Annotated in this window: 13 protein-coding genes; 5 read left to right on the forward strand and 8 right to left on the reverse strand. The window is 60.2% G+C overall.

Annotated features, from left to right (window positions below; genetic code table 11):
- Positions 1 to 71 precede the first annotated feature (71 nt).
- Together rfbC and rfbD are read left to right on the forward strand one after the other, a co-directional pair.
- Positions 72 to 626 (forward strand): dTDP-4-dehydrorhamnose 3,5-epimerase, encoded by a 555-nt coding sequence (gene rfbC / locus AC5ZG5_RS11530; RefSeq protein WP_456641926.1) that lies wholly within the window; start codon positions 72 to 74, stop codon positions 624 to 626.
- Positions 626 to 1,540, forward strand: a complete 915-nt coding sequence (gene rfbD, locus AC5ZG5_RS11535) for a dTDP-4-dehydrorhamnose reductase (RefSeq protein WP_456641927.1) — start codon at positions 626 to 628, stop codon at positions 1,538 to 1,540. The genes rfbC and rfbD overlap by 1 nt, the downstream gene beginning before the upstream one ends.
- An 8-nt stretch (positions 1,541 to 1,548) precedes the next feature.
- On the opposite strand, the gene AC5ZG5_RS11540 is transcribed toward rfbD, so the two are convergent.
- Together AC5ZG5_RS11540 and AC5ZG5_RS11545 are read right to left on the reverse strand one after the other, a co-directional pair.
- A complete protein-coding gene (locus AC5ZG5_RS11540) occupies positions 1,549 to 4,932 on the reverse strand; it encodes a tetratricopeptide repeat protein (RefSeq protein ID WP_456641928.1) in 3,384 nt (1,127 codons plus the stop codon).
- A 300-nt stretch (positions 4,933 to 5,232) separates the two neighbouring features.
- On the reverse strand, positions 5,233 to 6,261 hold the full coding sequence (locus tag AC5ZG5_RS11545) for a helix-turn-helix domain-containing protein (protein WP_456641929.1): 1,029 nt from the start codon (positions 6,259 to 6,261) through the stop codon (positions 5,233 to 5,235).
- A gap of 179 nt (positions 6,262 to 6,440) precedes the next feature.
- On the opposite strand from AC5ZG5_RS11545, the gene AC5ZG5_RS11550 reads away from it, so the two are divergent.
- On the forward strand, positions 6,441 to 7,415 hold the full coding sequence (locus AC5ZG5_RS11550) for a Hint domain-containing protein (protein ID WP_456641930.1): 975 nt from the start codon (positions 6,441 to 6,443) through the stop codon (positions 7,413 to 7,415).
- A 137-nt stretch (positions 7,416 to 7,552) separates the two neighbouring features.
- On the opposite strand, the gene AC5ZG5_RS11555 is transcribed toward AC5ZG5_RS11550, so the two are convergent.
- From AC5ZG5_RS11555 to AC5ZG5_RS11565, 3 genes are all read right to left on the reverse strand, one after another.
- Positions 7,553 to 9,901, reverse strand: a complete 2,349-nt coding sequence (locus AC5ZG5_RS11555) for a glycosyltransferase family 2 protein (protein ID WP_456641931.1) — start codon at positions 9,899 to 9,901, stop codon at positions 7,553 to 7,555.
- The gene (locus tag AC5ZG5_RS11560) at positions 9,898 to 12,354 is read right to left on the reverse strand and encodes a glycosyltransferase (RefSeq protein ID WP_456641932.1); all 2,457 of its coding nucleotides are present in this window, start codon (positions 12,352 to 12,354) and stop codon (positions 9,898 to 9,900) included. The genes AC5ZG5_RS11555 and AC5ZG5_RS11560 overlap by 4 nt, the downstream gene beginning before the upstream one ends.
- Before the next feature lie 65 nt (positions 12,355 to 12,419).
- Entirely contained in the window at positions 12,420 to 13,292 is an 873-nt protein-coding gene (locus tag AC5ZG5_RS11565; RefSeq protein WP_208820590.1) for a hypothetical protein, read from the reverse strand.
- Between the two features lie 903 nt (positions 13,293 to 14,195).
- Between AC5ZG5_RS11565 and AC5ZG5_RS11570 the strand changes: the two genes are divergently transcribed.
- The gene (locus AC5ZG5_RS11570) at positions 14,196 to 15,524 is read left to right on the forward strand and encodes a glycosyltransferase family 4 protein (RefSeq protein ID WP_456641933.1); all 1,329 of its coding nucleotides are present in this window, start codon (positions 14,196 to 14,198) and stop codon (positions 15,522 to 15,524) included.
- Positions 15,525 to 16,151: 627 nt separating this feature from the next.
- Positions 16,152 to 16,508 carry a hypothetical protein gene (locus AC5ZG5_RS11575; RefSeq protein WP_080663782.1) on the forward strand — a complete coding sequence of 119 codons (357 nt, stop codon included), beginning with the start codon at positions 16,152 to 16,154 and terminating at the stop codon, positions 16,506 to 16,508.
- Positions 16,509 to 16,590: 82 nt separating this feature from the next.
- Here AC5ZG5_RS11575 and AC5ZG5_RS11580 read toward each other — a convergent pair whose 3' ends face one another.
- From AC5ZG5_RS11580 to AC5ZG5_RS11590, 3 genes are all read right to left on the reverse strand, one after another.
- Positions 16,591 to 17,427 (reverse strand): ABC transporter permease, encoded by an 837-nt coding sequence (locus AC5ZG5_RS11580; protein WP_456641934.1) that lies wholly within the window; start codon positions 17,425 to 17,427, stop codon positions 16,591 to 16,593.
- Complete coding sequence (locus tag AC5ZG5_RS11585; RefSeq protein WP_456641935.1) at positions 17,417 to 18,067, reverse strand: ABC transporter ATP-binding protein; 651 nt, start codon at positions 18,065 to 18,067, stop codon at positions 17,417 to 17,419. Before AC5ZG5_RS11585 ends, AC5ZG5_RS11580 begins: the two co-directional genes overlap by 11 nt.
- A 172-nt stretch (positions 18,068 to 18,239) precedes the next feature.
- Positions 18,240 to 19,547 (reverse strand): cytochrome-c peroxidase, encoded by a 1,308-nt coding sequence (locus AC5ZG5_RS11590; protein WP_456641936.1) that lies wholly within the window; start codon positions 19,545 to 19,547, stop codon positions 18,240 to 18,242.
- Positions 19,548 to 19,736: the final 189 nt, after the last annotated feature.

Here is a 19,736-nt window from a genome sequence, read left to right on the forward strand (position 1 = left end):
ATGTGAAGTCCACAAGGTTGTTATCAATGCAGTGATAGCATCGTGAGCCAGCAATTTCGAAGTGTTGTAAAATGAATGTCATCCAGACCGAGCTTCCCGAAGTCCTCATCATCGAACCCAAGCTATTCGGCGATCAGCGCGGCTTTTTCGTCGAAACTTATCAGTCCTTCCGTTACGCCGAGCACGGGATCGCGCGGCCTTTCGTGCAGGACAACATGTCACGCTCGAGCTTTGGCGTGCTGCGCGGGCTGCATCTGCAGAATCCGGTTACGCAGGGCAAACTGGTCACCGCGCTACGCGGCAAGGTGCTGGATGTCGCCGTCGACGTGCGGGTCGGCAGCCCGAATTTTGGACGCCATGTTGCCGTCGAATTGAGCGAAGAGAACAGGCGACAACTCTGGGTCCCCCGTGGCTTCGCGCACGGCTTTGTCGTTCTCTCCGAAACCGCCGACTTTTTCTACAAATGCGACGATCTTTACAGTCCCAAGGATGAGGTCGCGATCCGCTGGGACGATCCTGCGATCGGCATCAACTGGGGCGTCGAAAAGCCGTCTTTGTCGGCCAAGGACGCCGTGGCACCGCTGTTAGCCGACGTGAAGAACCTTCCAGTCTATGGGCAAATCTGATGCGGATCTTGTTGACGGGTACCAATGGCCAGGTGGGCGGCGCATTGCAGCCGTTGCTGGCAAAGCATGGCACGATCATCGCGCCGCCCCGCGCGGAGTTTGACCTATCTAAGCCCGAGACGCTCGCTGAAGAGCTCGACAATTTCCGACCAGATCTCATCATCAACCCTGCCGCCTATACCGCGGTGGATCGCGCCGAAGACGAACGCGAACTCGCCTTCCTCGTCAACGCCAAGGCGCCGGAGAGGATCGCGAAATGGGCAGCACAGCATCGCGTGCCGCTGGTCCATTTCTCCACCGACTATGTCTTCGACGGCTCTGGCGACAAGCCATGGCGCGAGGACAGTCCCACGAACCCGCTCTCAGTCTATGGCGCCAGCAAGCTGGCCGGCGACGCGGCGATCCAGTCGGCCGGCGGGCCGCATCTGATCGCGCGCACGTCCTGGGTCTATGCCGCCAAGGGAGCCAACTTCCTGCGTACGATCGCGCGGCTGGCCGGCGAGCGCAAAGAGCTGCGCATCGTCGCCGACCAGATCGGCGCCCCGACGTCGGCGAGCGCGATTGCCGACGCGATCGCCGGCATCGTGCTGCCAAACCTGTCGGACTTGAATGCACTGTTCGTGCGCAACAGCGGCGTGGTCAACCTTGTCTGTGCCGGCGAGACTAGCTGGCACGGCTTGGCGAGCGCCATCGTCGCCGGCCTGAAGTCGCGCGGTGTGGAGCTTGCCGTAGAGTCCATCGTTCCGATCGCGACCGCCGATTTCCCGACCAAGGCCAAGCGGCCCGGTAACTCTCGGCTCGATCTGTCGCGGCTGAAAAACCAGTTCGGAGTGACCACGCCGGTCTGGCAGGATGCCCTGACAGCGGAGCTGGAGGAGTTCGCCGCCATGCTGCAAGCACCGGCGAGCCGCTGACGACTGATTCAGCCTCGCCGGCGGAGGGCCTTCTTTGCGAAGGCCGATCGGCTCCAGTGGAGTTCGGTCGACTTGTAGCGGACCGGGCAGTGGATTCCGACCGAGCGCTGCAGCTCTCCGAGGTTCATCACCTGCGTTCTTCGGAGTAGGCCTACCGGTCGCTGTGCCGCCCACTCTTGAGCAAACGCACGAGTCAACAGTCCGGGACCGGTCGATAGCCAGATGAGGTCGCGATCACCGCGGCGAATCGCCGCCGCAGCAAGCTCCAGCGCCCGAGCCAACACCGGATGCTCCGGCGTTGCCGCGATGAAGTTGTTGCCGATGGAACCGTAATTTTCCTGATGAACAACCAGCGTCGCATCGGGCCGAATGAAGCTGTCGACCGGCATCAGGCAACGATCGTCCGCGTCGGCATAGATTCCGCCACGAGCAACCAGGAATGCCAGACGGAAGATGTCCGCCTTTTGTGCAGGGAATGGCGCGCGGAAATAGGCGTCCACGATCTCGCGTCCGTAATGTTCGTTCAGGAACGCGACCGCCTTCTGATCGTCAAAACATGTCCACTGATACGTCGGATGAAGCTCTTGCCATGACTTCATTAAGTCGCGGACGTCCTCCGGGGGCGTAACATCCCAGAACTGCGCGATCGTAGAGGGAATGGCACGTTTCAGGGAGCTCTCGACATTTGCTTCCTGCTGAAACTGGCCGGTCTGGCGCAGCGCGATCGCGGCGATGATCGCTGCGGGCGTGTAGTCCGGGTGTTGCCTGATCAATTCCCTCAACGGCTCGAATTGTGAATCGGGCGGACGAAGGCGGATGCGGCGCAGCGTCGCCAGAGCCTCACTATCGAGCAGAAATTCATCGAGCAGCTGGCCGACATGGTTCTGCGATGGGCTGAGCGACTGTCCGCGCAGCAACAATGACGATTGGCTGACTTGGATGAAGGCGCCGAGTGCGGCACGGGCGGCATCGACATCGAGATTCATGAGGGCGGCGCGGGCGAGCTCGAAGTGCGACCAGGCATCTCCGGAATTCAAGCGGATCGACTGCTGGTAAAGCGAAATCGCCTCTTCGTAGCGGAACTGCGCCTCGGCAAGCTGTCCGCCGAGCAGGGCCACGCGGGCCTCAGCGACCGTGTCCGATGCCGGCGCCTGTTGCAGGAGACGCGCGGCAGCGTCGTACTGGCCGGTCATCGTTGCAATCTGCACTTTGTGGGACCATAACCAGAAATTCGGCCGCGGTGCTTCGGCGAGCGCGTCATCGAGCACTTCCTGGGCCCTCGTCCAGTCGCGCATATGCCTGAGAAGCTCAACCTCGACGCCCGCAATTTCAGGGTGAGGACCAAGGCATTCGCGCGCCTCCGTCACGACTTGGAACGCCCGATCGCGCTCGCCAAGCTCAAAGCAGACGCGCGCTTCCCCCAGCCGAGCCCAGACGCTTGTCGGATGCGACTTGCCAGCCCGCCGATACAGCGCAAGCGCCGAATCGGCATCGTCACTCTGTAAGGCGATGTCGGCCAGAGCAAGCAGCGCGTCGAGGTGATCGACTTCGATATCCAATGCCTTTTCCAGCCATTGCCTGGCCACATTCGGACGGCCAAGGGCACGCTCTTCGGCGGCGGCTTCGACCATGGCCTGCGCACTGTTTGGGTCAAGCCTCAGCAACTCCGAAAAGGTGGCAAGAGCCTCAGATCGGCGTTCCTGACGACGCAGCAGTTGCCCGCGCTGCAGCAACGCCCGCGCATCTGCCCGACTGACGGCGAGGACTTTATCGAGCAGCATTTCGGCGTCTTCAAACCGCCCGACGTCGCGAAGCTCGATCGCGATGTCGGTCAAGCGAGATATATTCGTCGGATCCGCCTTCGAAGCTCGGCGGAAAAACGCCAAAGCCTGCTTGCGATCGCCCTGACGCCGACGGATATTGCCCAGCGCGGCGAGACCGTCGGCATGCTCCGGCTGTCTGGAGATGAGTTCTAGCAAAAGTTCGGCGGCTTCTTCGAGGCGGTATCCAGCCTCCAAAAGGTGCGCCAGCGCGATACGCGCACCGTGATTGCCAGGCTCCCGGCGAAGAGCTTGACGTAAAGCTTCTTCCGCCTCGTCGGCGCGCCCAAGGCGGCGGAGGGCATAGCTCAGACCGATCAACGCGGCGGCGTTGCCTGGTGATCGATCGAGCGCGGCGCGAAACCGCTGCTCGGCCTCGGCTGGCCGACCAAGACGGAGCAGAGTATGTCCCGCTTCGATCAAGCCGTTTGGGTGGGAGGGATCATCGCAGGCGGCTTGATCGAACGCGTCCAGTGCCTGCTCGACCTTGCCGGAAGCGCGCATGACATAACCGAGGCCAAGATGAGCTTCGCGGCTTCGGGGCCACTCGCGCAGAACCTGCCTGAATTCGTCGATGGCATCGCCGAAGCGTTTCAAGTTCTGAAGGCAGTGACAAAGCTCGAGGCGAATATGGAGGGCCTTTGGGCTGACTTCCTTCGCGCGGGTAAACAGCACGAGCGCATTTTCATGGCTGCCGCGCTGCCGTTCGACGAGCCCGAGCGCGTGCAAAGCTCCGATATTGGTTGGCTCGATCTCAAGAATTTTCTCGAAGCAGACCTGGGCAGCTTCAAGAGAACTTGCCTTGCGATGAGTCCACCCGAGAGCATTCAGCGCGCTGACATCGAGAGGCGCCTGCTGCAGAACCTTTTCAAGGACGTCCCGCGCCTCGTCGATGAGGTCGGTTTCACGAAGAAGATGCCCAAGCTCGATTCTGAAGCCGAGATTGGCGGAATCGAGTTCCGCAAGTTTTCGGAAAATGTCGAGTGCTTCGACTGTCGCGCCAGTTTGCCGCAACAAACGCGCAAGCGTCAACAGACGGGCAGTGTTATTGGGGTCTTGCGCGACTATGTCACGCAGCGCGGTGACGGCTTCCTCGTTCCGGCCGAGATCGCGCAGCATGTGCGCAACTTCAATATGTGGTCTGATGTCTCTCGGATTGGCGCGGACTGCAGCCTGGAATGCTGCGAGCGCATCCTCGTTCCTGCTTAGGGATTTCAGTGCATAGCCTAGTCCTTCGTTGGCACCGGCATGACCGGGCTCAAGTTGCAGGACTCGCTGGAACGATTGTGCGGCACCTTCGAACTCCCGCAGATGTCGCAGGGTATGACCGAGGCCGATCAAGGCCGGCTTGTTGTCTGGATCCAGCGCGAGCGAGCGCTCGAACATGGAGCGTGCCTGAGGGATCTGTGCCAGGTGCAGGTGATCATAGCCGCTTTCAACGGTTGCAATGACGTTGGAAGGGTCGCTCTCCGTCGCTTTGAGGAATGCGGCGAGTGAAGCTGTGCGATCGCCCGTCGCTCGAATTCGCCGGCCTTGCTCGATTAGCATTTTTGCCGGCTGTCCGTCATTCATGCTGGGTGTGACTCCGGCATTTGAATGGACAGATCGAGCGCATCAGCCAAGCGAAACGGTCTTCAAGATCGAACATGACAGAAAAGCAAGAGATAATCAGCTAAACGACGGGTGCATGCCTGCGATCAGGCGGCTAAAACAACAACGACCGTGTGTTAAAAGCAGATCAAAAAGACGGCTTAATCGTGGAGGGCGATGCAATTCATTATCCGCTGGCGTAGATGAACCGACATCGGTTGCGCGGGCTATTGCTGCAGTCGTCGTCCAATTGTCAACGGCCGGATTTATCGCGACAAGTTTTCACGAAATGTCCAAGAGCCATTGCGCAAGTTGTCCCAACGCGTGAGCCGAGCCGGCGGGGGAGGGTAAGCTTGATCGTTTCGCCGTGAGCGCCTCGCGGGGCGTTTGGCCGTACGTGCTCTTAAAGGCTCGATTGAATGCGGGAATGCTGCGAAATCCGTAGCGGTAGGCGATCGGGGCTATTCGTCTGTTGCCGAGTCCCGCAGCCGTGATCTCCTGTTGAACGCGGGCGAGACGGCGTGCGCGAATGTAGGACGCAACACCGCCAGTTGGTTCAAACAGACGATATAAAGAGGCGCGGGATAGGCCGAACGTCTTGACCAGACTGTCGGCGCTCAGGTCCTTCGCCGCAAGATGATTCTCAATGTAGCGGCTGATGATGACAAAGCTGTCGAGAGGCAGCGAATCCGAAGGCTCAATAGCTGAATTGCGTCCCGTCGCCAAGGTCAATACCTGCACCGCCAGCAGCGCAATGCCCGATGCGATTTCATCCATCTCCGCGGCAGTGACAAGGTGGACCTGTGCAAGCATGGCCTGCAAGGCTGCGGAGACCACGGAAGCGCCCGGGGCGGCTGCCTTGGCCAGCGCGCCATGTCTGGCGGTCAGATCGGCGACCTTCGCTGGAAGGCTCGCTCGCGGTATCCAGAGCGTCAGGTCAGCACTGGGACCATTATCGGTGCCGCGGATCAACCGAACCGGCGCCTGAAGGTCCAACAAAAGCAAATCCCCGGCGCGGGCAGTTACTGTGCCTCCATGATGATGCATTTCGACAAAGCCGCCCATCACGACTTGGAGGGCGAAGTGATCGACTGCGCGGCCTGAGACCGCCGTTGCCCCCCGGACCAGCTCGGCATGCGCGCAGCTAGTCTGGCTGAGCACAAAGATTCGACCGGCCCAAATCTCTTGCGATCCTCCGGGGCCGAGGAGGGGGACTTTATTACTTACATAAATGGGATGGTAGGTGGCGAGCCATGTCTGCGCTTCTTCCTGATCACCGGCTGGCTTCCACCGGTACGATCTAATCATCATCCCCAATAATCTTTCAAAGCTAATATTATCAGTGGTGATCGATAAGCGAATTTGCAGATTATCGCAATAATTTGCTGAACTGTCTCAGTGGCCCCATTCCGGATTGCGCAAAGGTTATCGGAACGCTAACGTGCTTTTATAATGTTAACTTATCTATAACATTCAGAGTGAGGGGTTCGATGGCGACTAGCGAGACGTTTCAGTACGCCTATGCATTGGCCTACGGCGGTAAGGCGAGCTACCGAATTGACGATGCCAATCCGAAGACCGATTTTGTGGATTACGTGGCAGGCGGCGTGAAGGTCAAAGATCCGAACGGCGGTGAGATCTTTGCCGGCGACAAGATCAAGGTCGCGAAGATTGGCGCTGATTTGGGTGAGCTTGAGACGGGAAAATACACCTTCGTTGGCGCTGCGACCGTTCAGGATCACGGCAACACGATCAGCGGGATTATCATCCTGGACGGCGATGGACGTTCGTTTTTTTTGACCGACACCCAGTATTCGGGCAAGCTGAACGGGCATAACGGTGATGTGACCATTACCAGCGGCAGTACGACCATCTGCTTCATGGCCGGTACTCTGATTAGCACGCCGGCTGGCGAAGTACCTGTCGAGACTTTGACGCGCGGTGACCAGGTCTTAACTCAGAATGGTGGAGTCGCGACAGTCGACTGGCTCGGTATTCAGACGGTTTCGACGAGGTTCGCCGACAGGATGCGCGTCCTGCCGATCCGCATCAAGGCCGGAGCACTGGCTGAGGGCGTGCCCTCCCGGGATCTCCGGATTTCGCCGGACCATGCGGTCCTCGTCGATGGTGCTCTGATTCAGGCGGGCGCGCTAGTCAACGGCACGTCCATCGTCCGTGAGCACAATGTGCCGACGACCTTCACCTATTATCATGTGGAGGTCGAGGATCACTCGTTGATTCTCGCCGAGAGCACGCCGGCCGAGACGTTCGTCGACAACGTCGAGCGGTTGCATTTCGACAATTGGGCCGAGCACGAAGCCCTTTATCCAAACGGTAAATCGATCAGGGAGTTGCCGTACCCGCGCGCGAAGTCGCAGCGTCAGGTGCCTGTTCGAACGCGCATTATGCTTGCCGCCCGGGCGCAAGCGATCGGTGCCGGCCAAACTGCCGCCGAGGTGGCGTAAGATTTGTTGAAGCCTCAAGGTTGATCGAGACAAGCCGGCCGCCGTCCGACCCGTCCGTGCAAAAGAGCAATATCGTTTCGCCGGACGTCGTCGGCTCGGCGGCTCGGGCGAGCCTGATGCTGTGGCCTGCGATGCCGCTAAAATCCTGGCGGTATGTCGCGTGCAGGAGGAAGATTGTTGAACCTGGGGGTGCGCGGTCCCGGGGGCCAAGCCAGGCCGCTATAGGGGATTCCATCGCGTGAGAGCTGCGGGTTGTAGGTCGGGTCGTCATTGAGCAACTCGCCCCAGCGCGCGCGAAGCAGATTGAGCTCACGCTCGAACCGGTCTCGGCGGTCCGCCCGATCGTCCTTGCCTCGGCTGGCGGATTCGGCGTGGACCAGCTTCGCGTGCGGCGTGAAGACAATGCGCTTGCCGGTTTGGCGCAGGCGGAGACAATAGTCGACATCGTTAAATGCGACCGCGAAGCGAGCTTCGTCCATTCCGCCGACGGCAAGATAGTCGTTTCGGCGGGTCACGAGGCAGGCCGCGGTTAGCGCACTGCATTCGTGCGCGATGAGTAGCTGATCAGCAAAACCGGGATCATCGCCAAATCTATCGGTGTATGCGTGGGTCGCCGCGAAGTTCATTCCCAAGACGACGCCGCCATGCTGCACAACGCCGCCGGGCCAGGTTAAGAGCGCGCCGACGGCACCGACGCCCGGCTCGGCCAGCCGGGTCAGCATTTCTTCAAGCCAGTCATCCGAGCTTGCCTCGATATCGTTATTGAGCAGACATAAGACGTCACTGTCGAGCATCGTGGCGGCTTGATTGTTGAGCCGTGCGAAGTTGAACGGTCCCTCGATCCGTAAAGTCCGGATGCCGCGTCGGCGCAGATTTGCGAAATAGTCAATCGTCTCCGGGGCGGCACTATCGTTGTCGACGACGAGGATATCGGCACGGCAGCGTTCGACCGCCGGCGCAATGCTGTCGAGGCAGGTGCGCAGCAGCGAAAGGCGGTCGCGGGTCGGGATGATCACGGTAGCTCGCTCGTGCGCGATCGGCCGCTTGATACGGACCGCGGGGAAGAGATTGCCTTGCTGCTGGCTCACCTCCGCCCCGATGCCGCGCACGCGCAGATGCATGTGGCTCGCGGCGGAAAGCCGAGAGGCGGCATTCACCCGATTGAATTTCGGTAGCGTCGCCAAGGCTCCCGGCAAGTGCAGGATGTTCGCTTGTCGTGGATCGGTATGGTCGAGCAGGCAGTTGAAAAGCCGATAGAGATTGTCGGGACGAGCCTCAAGCCCGGCAAGCAGCGCTTCTCGTCGGACCGCGAACAGGTGCGCACAATACCCTTGCTCGAGCATCCTCTCGTAGTCGAACGCCGGAAAGGCAAGCGGCCACAGCCGGCCATCGCCGGCGAGGAAGTCAAGATCGCCATACACGGCCGTAGCATCCGGATAGGCGTCGAATGCGGCTGCGATGCGAGCCAGCGCGTTCGGTTCAAGCGACATGCCCGCCATGGTGACGACGACGTGTTGCGCATCGGATGCGGCGTCTTCAAGAAACTCCAGGACGGCGTCACTGTCGATGCAAAGCGGCTGACCGTCGATCACGCCTGCGGTCCAGTTTTCGTGGCTCTGCGTTTCCAGGGTGGAGAGCGTTTGCTGAGTTCCGTCGGTGCCGGCGATAACGACAGCCAGTTGAAGCCGGCTCGTCTGCGGTTCTGGCAACGGGAAGCGATCGCGCCAATTCGCATAGTCGGCGAGGGGAAGCGAGGCCGGAATGAGCTGATCGTATAATTTGCCGCGGAGGCGCTCGGCGCCGTGCCCTCCGATCGCGTCAATCATTCTGGCAAGGCCATCGGGAAACGCGACAAAGACTGCCGTTGCCCGAACCTGCTCGCCGTCCTCTTTGCGCAATCCAATCCTATGGACACGTCCATCGGCGAATCGCTGCGGGACATGGAAATCGAAAGCGCGGGCGTTGCGGGATCCTTGCCCGTTGGCATTGTCGCCGATGTGCGTCCAGGCCGTCGCGCGGACCTGTGCGACAGTTTCTCCATCGACGATCGCTTCAAGCGTGGCGGCGATTTCGCTGTCGATCCAGCCTTCGAAATGCAAACCACCGAGCCAGCGCAATTCGCTGGTCGGTCGAAGATCGACAAGTGCGCTGTCATTCTCCAGGTCGATAGGATGGCCGACGGGGGTTCCGAGATTGGCGAGGCGTGCCTCAAGGACGCTCGCGGCTTGGAGCAGATTCGGTTCGAGCGTCACCGCAAATCCGTAAGCGCCGTCTAGTCCTTGCTCAAAGAGCTCCATGACGAGGGAATCGGCGTAGGTCGTTCTCAGGACCAGACCATCGAGCAGGATATCGACGGTGAACCGGCGCTCCGGAGCCTCAGGATCGAACACGAAGCCCGATACCGTACTGTCGTGAGCGAGCGCGAGCCGGCTGATCAGTTTCGGTTTGGCCGCCGGTGCGGTGCGGGTGACGCGCGCGATGCTCATGATCCTTCGACCCAATCGACCACTGCATCGACAAGTCCTGCCTCGTCTGCATTGGCAGGAAGGGCAAGGTCGCCTTTGCGGGGGGTGAGTGATCCGCCCGACCAGTCGCGATATGCGACAGGTCTTAAAGCTTGCTTTGCAGTCTCAATCAGAGGATGGCCGAATATTGGTTCTTCGAAATCGGTGAGCAGCCAGCCCGGATCGTGCGGTGCCAGAATATCGCCGAGCTCGTCGGCTGCAACCGCGCCGGTTATGAAGACATTTGGGTACGACATCAGGCGATCGTCGTCACAAGTTGTGCCCGCGATAACGATCGATCGGGATGGTTCCCGCCGTTGCAGGCAATCCGCCAAGCTCCGCATCACGCGCAAGGATGCGGGCGAGGGCGCAGATGGAACGATGACAAGCGATTTCCGCGAGCCGGAAAACGGCGGCAGGTTGAGCGACGGGGATGGCCAATCCTGGAGGACAATGTTGCGTTTGGGCCAACGAGCCTTGGCAAAAGCCTCGGCCGGATTGCTGGGAACGAGGAGAGGCGTCTCGTCGGGAAGCGAGGCAGCCGCTTCGCCAAGGTTTCCTCTCACCAGCCAGAAATTGAGCGGGAGGTTGAGCGTTCGGACCAGATCGATCAACTGCGGCAGCGGACTCGGCTCGACGACCTCGACGCGTTTTGCGCGCAGCCTTGTGAGGAGCTCGGCGGCATCGGCGATGTCGGCTTTCGTGCTGAGCCTCAAATGAATCGATTGCGGGCTCGTGCCGTCGGCGGCCTTGAGATGGAAGACATCGCGCTCTCGCAAGAGCAGAACCACGCGCTCGCCATGCTGGCAGAGGTGGCGCGCTCGCTCCTCGGCTATGGCTGCGCAGAAGCGTTGATTGCCGACGATCAGCACGGACGGTTCTGACGACCAGGGCAGTGCGCGCTCGAGTGCAGCGCGCGCTGGTCGCAGCGGATCGGCGCTCTCAAACGCGCGGCATTCGTTCCGATGGTTTGGGAATCGCTGGTCCAGAACGCCCAGGTTGCGAAGCACCAGGCTTCGCTTCTCGTGCTGGAAGGATTTAGAGCCGTGATGCCCGACATAGACCGACGGCGCGCAAACATTGCGAAAGCCCTTGGCGCGCGCGCGAAGGCAGAGATCGACATCTTCGAGATAGCCGCGCTCAAACGTTTCCGACAGCCCGCCTACGGCATCGAGACAGGCGCGCGTGATATAGAGACAAAACCCGATGCCGCTTGGGACGTCGATTGCATCGCCGGCGCCGAAAATGCCCGCGATACGATCGATCTCGAGTATTTGCTCATAGCTCGGCATCGGATTGACGTCATTCGGCATCGGGAACGAAAAGATATCGCCGTTATTGGAAAGCGGCGTGACCGTCCCGATATTCGGTGCCGAACGCGCCACCGTCGCCAATCGATCAACAAAGCCGGGTGCTACGACGGTATCGGAGTTCAGCAACACGACGTCGCCCGTCGGCGCCTCCTCCAGCGCACGATTGATCGCTCCGACGAAGCCAAGGTTTACCGCGTTCACAACGAGGTCGATCGTGTTGGCCGCAGCAAGCTCTTGGAGATAGCGTCGCAACTCCACCTCGGGGCTGGCATCATCGACGGCTAGAATGCGGAACGGCTCTTTTCTTGACGCGCGCGAAGCTCTTGCCTTAACGAGGCTTTCAAAGCAGTCGATCGTTGCTTGGACGTCCCGATAGACAGGAACGATGACGGTGGGGGCGGAGGTGCGAGGCCTTGGCGGAGCGGAGGGACGCGCGTGTGCTCGGACCCGCGCCTGCGGAGACTGGTTGGGGGCGAGCCGCCGGATCTGGAAGATCTCGCCGTCGAATTTCAATGTCAGCGTCTGAGGGGTCCTGGATGGTGGCCGCCTAACGAGAAAGGCGGTCGCCTGAACGTCCCTGCTGGCCAAGGGATGAAATGAATTGGGCTCGAGAAGGCTCGTTAACGTGCCGTCTTCGGTTGCAAGGCTCGCTTCGATCGTGGCCGCCTTGGTCCAGGCGATCCAACCTGTCACATGATTGTCAAACACCGAACAGGCGGCCCAGTGCCGATTCCCGGCACGCCGAAGCTCAGCGATGGCAGCTCGCAGGATCGCCGGATTGCCGTCACGGCTTATCAGACTGGCAGCCGCGACCCGCCGCCGATCGTCAGTGGCCCAGGCAAGCATTCGACGGTTGGCGCCGACGTCGGAAGGATCGACAAGAAGCGCTTCGGTGAGGTCGGCGAGCGCCGCTTCGCCGCGTCCAAGCTTCCAGTTCGCCTCCGCGCGGAGAATGAAGCAATGGGCGGCCGGCGGCGGTTCAATACGGCAGCGTCGATCCGCATATTTGAATGCTGCGATAAAGTCCTGAGCGGTTAGCGCCTGCGCCGCCAGGCGCTCGAGCGCGATATGTGAGCGAGGTCCGACGAGCGCTGGGGCGCCAATGATGGTGCCGAGAACCATTTAACCGTGCCCTGACCGATTGCGGTCGCTTGCCGGCGCTCCGAAGTCTGAGTGTCCGGATCGCTTCAGGTAACCGGACTCTCTTGGCGCGGCCGGCTGCGGAACACACGGACCCGCCCCGAACCGGCAGGCTTTCGCGGCTTCACAGGCGCCGCGACCTGTTCCGCGGCTGCAATCCGTTCGATGCCAATGCGAATGCCAACCAGAGGTTCGCGATTGGTCGGACCTGACAGCACCACGCGTTTGCCGACTGCGCGCAAGGTCGGTGCGTTCAAGAACCCTGCCTCCGCGACGAACTCCAATTCGTCGGTGCCGCTCATTTCCAGGACCACGCCCGTAATAGGCAGGGCCCGCCCGCGTGTACCGGCGTAGGCGCCGAGCGGGACCATTCTGCCGCTCCCGGCCTGACCGTTGGCGAACTGAACCGCATAGCGGATATCAAGACCGACCGGCTTCTCCGGCCATTCCAGGGCCACCCCTTCCACGCGGGACGGTGCCGTTGGACCTGCAATCCATGCGTTGGGTCCGACAGTGACGTCGCCGCGACCCGCCACATGGCCAAGCACCTTCAGGCCTTCCGTCGTGGCATTGGCATGCAAGCCCAGGCTTTCGCTTTGCGCCGTGACGACGCGGGCTCGGCCGGATTGGATCGGTTCGATGCGAACCACGGCGGCTTGCGATCCTCCAAGTCGCATGGGCTGGACTTGGACCTGCAAAGTGCCGGGCGTGTTGACTCGGACAACCAAGCCGGAATTCGGCTCCCAAAGGGTTGGCTCGGTCGCATCGGGATGCAGGATGATCTCCATCCGCCTTTCGTGGCCTAGCGCCGGCGCGACCGTAACATGAGGTGGAGAGAGGGAGTCTTCCGCACTCCTGTAATTCACGAAGAACAGTCCGCGGTCGAGGTTCACCACTTTTTGCTGCTCAGCGTCGCTCATCAACACCCCCGAACAAATCGTAACAATTGTAATCTACTTCGGTTAGCGAGCATATCATATGTCGTCGCCCAAAAGTTAGACATGTTTGATATCGCGAGCTCAACAAACTTCGGGCAAATGGCTAAGCAGGCCATGCAACCACAGATCGCAATTCGTGTCTCTTCGCGTTTCAATCTTGGGTGTTGCAGCCGAACGTGCTCCGGCGCGCCGAAACGCAGCGGAGAGAGCCATCCAACACGCTTGAGGCGAGAATGATGTGACTGCCAACTCGACTTTGCCGAAGCGCGAAGCTGGTTATCCACAGCAAGACACCTGCTCCGTCAGCAACGGCAAGTCAAGGAAGTGCCCTCAAGCGTGAGGACGAGCGCCAATGAGTGGATACTGATGACGAGAGAGAGCGACGGATATACTCAGTCTCTGCACTCAATAATGCCACCATCCGCCGGAGCCTGTCGTTTTCATCTCTCAGCAGTGCGATGGAGTCGGCCATGTTCTCAGCGCTGCTCAGATCGAGATGCTGGATTTGCGGTTGGCAGTCGGAAGGAGGTCGTTTGAATTTCATAGCGTTGCCCACACGCTTGCCCTTGCATTCCTGAGACTACACTGAGTTTCAACATTTGGATGCCCAAAGCAAAACCAAAAGTTGCATGGAGTTGCGACTAATCGACGAATTTTGGGGCAGGAAGATGTCAGATCGAACGAAAGCTTCTTGCTGATGCAGAATTGCAGCATTCTAATCATAGGGAACTTTGTCATTACATAGTGCGAATGCCGAACTATCGTTCGGCGATTAGCGATTGATGCCTTCGCTACAGAAAATTCTTGCTATAACCACGACGCGCAAGCTTCAGTTCGTTCTGCATTGATCGTACCGCTTGAAGCAGACAGGCCACAGCATCGTCGATGAAGATTTTATTCGTTCACAATAACTTCCCGGCACAGTACCGCAATCTGGCGGCGGCGTTGGCTAACGAACCCGGCTTCGAGCTCGTTGCTGTCGGTGCATCGAGCGCGCAGCCGATGCCTTCGGTTAAGTTGATTAAATATATGCTCCCCGAAGCAGATGTTTCCGGAACCCATCCTTTCGCAAGGCGATTCGACCTTGAGTGCCGCCGCGCTGAGCAAGTGCTTTACAGTCTTTCGACCTTGGCGGCGTCGGGCTTCGCACCCGACTTGATTCTGGGCCATCCGGGATGGGGAGAGACCCTGCCACTGCGCACGATGTTCCCCAAGGCAAGATTGTTGGTCTATTGCGAGTTCTTTTACGGGGCCGAGGGGCGGGACATCGGATTTGATCCGGAATTTCCGATGTCCGGATTGGATGGCCATATCGGACTGCAGTTGAAGAATGCGACGACATTGCTAGCGCTGGCAGATTGCGACCTTGGAATCTCGCCTACCAATTGGCAGCAATCGACCTTTCCCTCACATTATCAAAGCAAGATCGAAGTGATTCATGAAGGAATTGATACATCGCGGGTGCGACCGAATCCGCAGACGCGCCTCATGCTGCCGAACGGCCGGGAAGTGGGATCGTCGGACGAAATTGTGACGTTTGTCGTACGCAATCTCGAACCGCTCAGAGGCTATCACGTCTTTATGCGTGCTCTCCCCGAAATCCTCAGGCGGCGACCCAACGCGCAGATCGTCGTCATCGGCAGGGATGGATTGTCGTATGGACTTCCTCCGCCGGCTGGCAAGACCTGGAAGTCGATCTTCCTCGATGAGGTCCGCGATCAGTTGGATCTGTCACGTGTTCATTTCATGGGGGGCGTCCCATATCAGACGTTCATTTCCGCGCTCCAGGTATCATCGGCACATGTCTATTTGACTTATCCCTTCGTGCTGTCCTGGTCGGCGCTGGAAGCGATGAGCGCCGGTTGCCTGGTGATCGGGTCTGATACGCCGCCAGTGCGCGAGGTCATCAGTTCCAGCGAGAACGGGCTGCTGGTTCCTTTTTTTGCGGTCGATGAACTTTCCGAGCGCGTGATTGAGGCGTTGCAGGAACCTGCCAAGTTCTCGTCAATGAGACAGGCTGCCCGCCGCTTCGTTATCGATCACTATGACGCAGAGCAGGTCTGCATACCACGAATGCGTCGCCTTCTCGATCTGAAGTTGCCATCGATGTCATCGCCACGGACCTTTTGGCCGGGACGCTCGCTGTCAGACTTGCCGCAAGGCACCAAGCGTGCTTCCCGGAAATCGTCCGCCGCGGCGGGATTGGGAATGTAGGCGAAGAGGGCGCTGGCCCTTCGCAGGCCGCGCGGCACGCGGGACTTTATCCAGGACATCTATTTTCCGACGCACCGAAAAATGGCGACGTCGACCGTTATGTGTGCTGGCCATCCGAAACGGTTGATCGCGGTCGCAGGCATGTTGCTACGTTTGGCTCGTCGACGGCACACTTATTTCGAGAAGTTCGTTCTCGCGGTGACACAGGCGTGATGATGTCGGACCCGAACGATCAATCGATCGCGAGCGACCACGAACATCGCCGTATCCGCTGACAACCCAGCGAAGTCAGGCGCGATGAGTGTGACTTCTCTCGGCAACGTGATGGTATGAGATAAATCATATAATTGACGTAGACAACGTCGGTCATATCTCCACGAAGAGCAGAACAATGATGTGGCTGGCATGGGGAGGCGCTCGCAACGTTCATCACCGATCGTTGCGCAGCGATTGTTTTCGATCGCAACGAGGAGACTCTGAATGCGATCAGCCTGCCCGCAAAATAATCATCGCGGAGATCAAAATTAGTGCTGCACCAGTGACCTGGTGGCACGTGATTTGCGAGCCTCGCGACCAGCATACTGGAGTTGGGTATCGGATATGATCACAGCACGGATTAGTCTTGGAATGAGTACGGATTGCAGGCGGCCAGCGCTTCTTATTCTTGCTGTCGTGCTGTCAATTTTTACATTCGGGTCCGCCCGCGCTCACGATTCTGGGCACCCCGAGTTGAACCATTGGTATGAGAGCCTGCACAGCGGCAAGGGCCCATGCTGTGACGGCACAGATGCCAAGCGCGTCGATGACGCTGATTGGGAAAGCAAGGATGGTCACTATCGGGTGCGCATCGATGGCGAATGGGTCGACGTTCCCAGGGAAGCTGTCGTAGATGGGCCGAACCTCTCGGGTCGGACCATGGTGTGGCCCTATTATCAAGATGGTCATCCGAAACCGCGATGCTTCATGCCTGGCAGCATGAGTTGATCCAGTCGAGCAGTTCGACCAGCTCGCGCCGACGAGTCCGAACGGGTTTGCGCAGGGCGTGTGATGACCGAGCCTGTCCGACTTATGGATGAGCCCGCGTCGCCGCCGGGCCCGACGTTGACGCTTCCGCAGGCCGAAGCGCCAACTGCGCTGCCGAGGTGAACACGCGTGACCGCATGAGGAGGGTAGCCGTGAGACCGGTAATCCCAGACGCAGCCAGGATCATGGCTACGACCACGAATTGGTAGATGGCGGCATAGACCGGACTCGCGCCGGAGACCATCATGCCGGCCATGACTCCGGGGATCCACACCAAACCGAGAGACTTCAGCATATCGAGCCGAGGCAGAAGGCTCGCATAGACGGCGCTCTGAAGATAAGGCGTAACCGTAACGGTGGGCTCCGCGCCCAGCGAGAGGCCTGCCTCGATCTGTCCGACATGGGCGACGATCTCGGCCCGGAAGCGCTCTGCGGCTTGCGCGCATGCATTCATCGCATTGGCGATGATCATGCTGCCGACAGGGACGAGGATCGCAATGTCGGCCCGAAGGCTCCGGGTCGCAAGCATCGCCGCGATCACGGTTCCGGCGCCGGCGGTGATCGCCCAGAAGCACAGCAGCAGCGCGCCTTCCAATCCCTGGAGGCGGCGAGCAGCCGTGAATGCCGCGGCGACCGTCATCATCAACAAGATCAGCGTGCCGATCAGCAAGTTGCCATGCAGCAACACCGCCAGCACCATCCCAACGAGAACCATCTGCACGAGGCCACGCGCCATCGACACGGCAGCCTCGCGCTCGATGCGGACGGCGTGCCACCGGCAAAGCGCCACCACGGCTGCGCATAGCGCGATGGCGCCGGCGGCTTGGGCAAGGCCCATCAGAACGTCGCTTCCTATGCTGCTCTCCAGCTCAGTCAGCATGCAGCACCTCCCTGGTTGCGCCGATCGCGACAAGTCGGCCTGCTTCCATGATCGTGGTTCTGTCTGCGAGACGGATGGCCTGCTCACGGTTGTGCGTGACGATCACGCAGGCCATTCGCCGTTCTCGGATGATACCGAGAATGAGTTCCTCGACCCCGCGCACGGACGTCTCATCGAGCGCGGAGGTCGGCTCGTCGAGCAGCAGAACCTCAGGAGCATTTGCCAGCGTTCGAGCCAGTGCCATGCGCTGGGCCTCGCCGCCGGAAAGGTTGCCGACGTCACGGTTAGCGAATCCGGATAAGCCGACCCGCTCGAGCAGCGTTGCGATCTGCGTCGGGGCCATGACTTCCCCGCGCTGGCGCGGTCCGAAAGCGATGTTCGCAGCGATTGTGCCGGGAAATAGAAAGGCCGTCTGCATGACCATGCCGACCCGCCGCCGCAACTCTTGCGGCGCAATTGACCGGTAGTCCGTGGACGCCAGCAGAACCGTGCCGGCCGTGGGCTCGTCCAGCCTGTTGAGGAGCCGCAGGAAGGAAGACTTCCCGGCCCCGCTCGCGCCGACGACGGCGAGAATCTCACCAGCCGAGACCTGCACACTGACATCATTGACGAGCAGCCGCTGTCCGACGCTCCGCGACAAATGCCTGGTCTCGAGCATCGCGATCCCTGGCTTGGGACGGTTCTCGCCTTGGCCGGGCGCGTGCGCGAACGCTGCCACCTGGCCGGGATCGTTCGATAGGGCAGGGTTTGTCACAGGGCCTCTTTCGATACAATGCGCTGATCAATCCTGGTACGCTAAACTTGCGATCCCATCAGAATGGTGGCGGCTTCGGCTGCGACGGCTTCGGGCCGAAAGCCCGCGCAGTGTCCCGCTGTGGGCGATCAACCCTGGATAACGCGAGTTGCCGCGCGTACTCGTGGTCGCCGGCCTCCTTGTAGGGAGAACTTGTCAGTGAAGCAAGAAATGCGACCAGATCATCAATCTCTGCCTCCGTCATGGCCAACGGCTGGATGTCTTCGTCGAGCCAGGGATCGGTGAGGCCGTCACCCTTGTTGTAGTGATCGACGACGTCCCACAACGTTTGCATCGATCCGTCGTGGAAGTAAGGTCCCGTCACCAGGATATTGCGCAAGTCAGGTGTCTTGAATGCGGCGATGTCGTTCTGCCGTTTCGTGATCAGAAAACGCCCAAGGACAGACATATCGCTCGCGATCGCGGCGGTGTCGACATCCGGCAGGCGTCCTTGTGCAAGCTCGCGTTCCGCCTGCTGCGCCAGGGGGCCAACGCGGTGCCGGAGGATTCCGATGCCGATGTTATGAAAATCGTTATCGGTGAAAACAGTCACATCGCGTTTATCGTCCGCCAAGGCGTGGCAGAGGTTACAGCGGGCTTTGGTATTGAACAATTCCCAGCCGCGTTTGGCAGAGTCACTGATCGCGCCGGCGTCTCCGGTGATGAAGTGGTCGAAGGGAGAATCGAAAGACGCCAATGTCCGTTCATAGGTCGCGATTGCGCGCAGCATATCCTGTTCGTTCACGTCCCGGCCGAAGGCCCGCATGAACTGCACCTGATAGTCCTTATCGCCGGCGATCCGGGATACGGCAGCGGAGATACTGGACGAACCCATCTCGAACGGGTTGGTGACCGGCAGGGCCGCCTGCTGCTCCAGCGTATCAACCCGGCCATCCCAAAACTGCGTCTTGTTATAGAGCGCATTCAGAATCGTTGGCGCATTGCGTTGACCGGCGCGGCCATGGATCCCGATCGATACAGGCCGCCCATCTGTGAAGGCGCGTGCCGGATCATGACATGTGGCGCAGGCGACGGTGCCGTCATCCGACAGCCGCCCGTCGAAGAACAGTTTCTCGCCCAACGCAACCGCGGCAGGCGTAAGCGGGCTGGCTGGTGGGATTGCCGATGCCGTCAGCGCCGCGGGAAAGCCGACCTGATTTGACGAGCGGGCCTCAGCGAGCGGCCCCGGTTGGGGCAGTGGGGGCGCCTTGCCTGGCTCCAGCGCCGGCGGTGGTCCGAAGCTGGTATCTTCGCTGACGGTCGAAGCCGCAGTCGCCGACAGAGTAGGCAACAGGAGTAACAAGGCCGCGAATGACGTGGCGCGCATCCGATATGCCTTTGCTGTTGCGCTGAGCAGATGTTCCAAAGAAGGTGGATTCAGGGCAACTTCGTCCTCGCGAAGAGGCGAGGCCCGACCTTGCGGGCGGTCGGCCGTCCCTTCGGCATTCGCAAGGCACCGCTATTGCGGTAAACGTGTGGCCGTCGCCTGTATTTCCGATCCGCACGCAGGTTTGTC

The organism is Bradyrhizobium sp. Ses1 (assembly GCF_059512365.1).

Bases quoted from the DNA above. Each gene is read 5' to 3' on its own strand.
- rfbC (WP_456641926.1), top strand. From the start codon at position 72: ATGAATGTCATCCAGACCGAGCTTCCCGAAGTCCTCATCATCGAACCC.
- rfbD (WP_456641927.1), top strand. From the start codon at position 626: ATGCGGATCTTGTTGACGGGTACCAATGGCCAGGTGGGCGGCGCATTG.
- AC5ZG5_RS11540 (WP_456641928.1), bottom strand. From the start codon at position 4,932: ATGAATGACGGACAGCCGGCAAAAATGCTAATCGAGCAAGGCCGGCGA.
- AC5ZG5_RS11545 (WP_456641929.1), bottom strand. From the start codon at position 6,261: ATGATGATTAGATCGTACCGGTGGAAGCCAGCCGGTGATCAGGAAGAA.
- AC5ZG5_RS11550 (WP_456641930.1), top strand. From the start codon at position 6,441: ATGGCGACTAGCGAGACGTTTCAGTACGCCTATGCATTGGCCTACGGC.
- AC5ZG5_RS11555 (WP_456641931.1), bottom strand. From the start codon at position 9,901: ATGAGCATCGCGCGCGTCACCCGCACCGCACCGGCGGCCAAACCGAAA.
- AC5ZG5_RS11560 (WP_456641932.1), bottom strand. From the start codon at position 12,354: ATGGTTCTCGGCACCATCATTGGCGCCCCAGCGCTCGTCGGACCTCGC.
- AC5ZG5_RS11565 (WP_208820590.1), bottom strand. From the start codon at position 13,292: ATGAGCGACGCTGAGCAGCAAAAAGTGGTGAACCTCGACCGCGGACTG.
- AC5ZG5_RS11570 (WP_456641933.1), top strand. From the start codon at position 14,196: ATGAAGATTTTATTCGTTCACAATAACTTCCCGGCACAGTACCGCAAT.
- AC5ZG5_RS11575 (WP_080663782.1), top strand. From the start codon at position 16,152: ATGAGTACGGATTGCAGGCGGCCAGCGCTTCTTATTCTTGCTGTCGTG.
- AC5ZG5_RS11580 (WP_456641934.1), bottom strand. From the start codon at position 17,427: ATGCTGACTGAGCTGGAGAGCAGCATAGGAAGCGACGTTCTGATGGGC.
- AC5ZG5_RS11590 (WP_456641936.1), bottom strand. From the start codon at position 19,547: ATGCGCGCCACGTCATTCGCGGCCTTGTTACTCCTGTTGCCTACTCTG.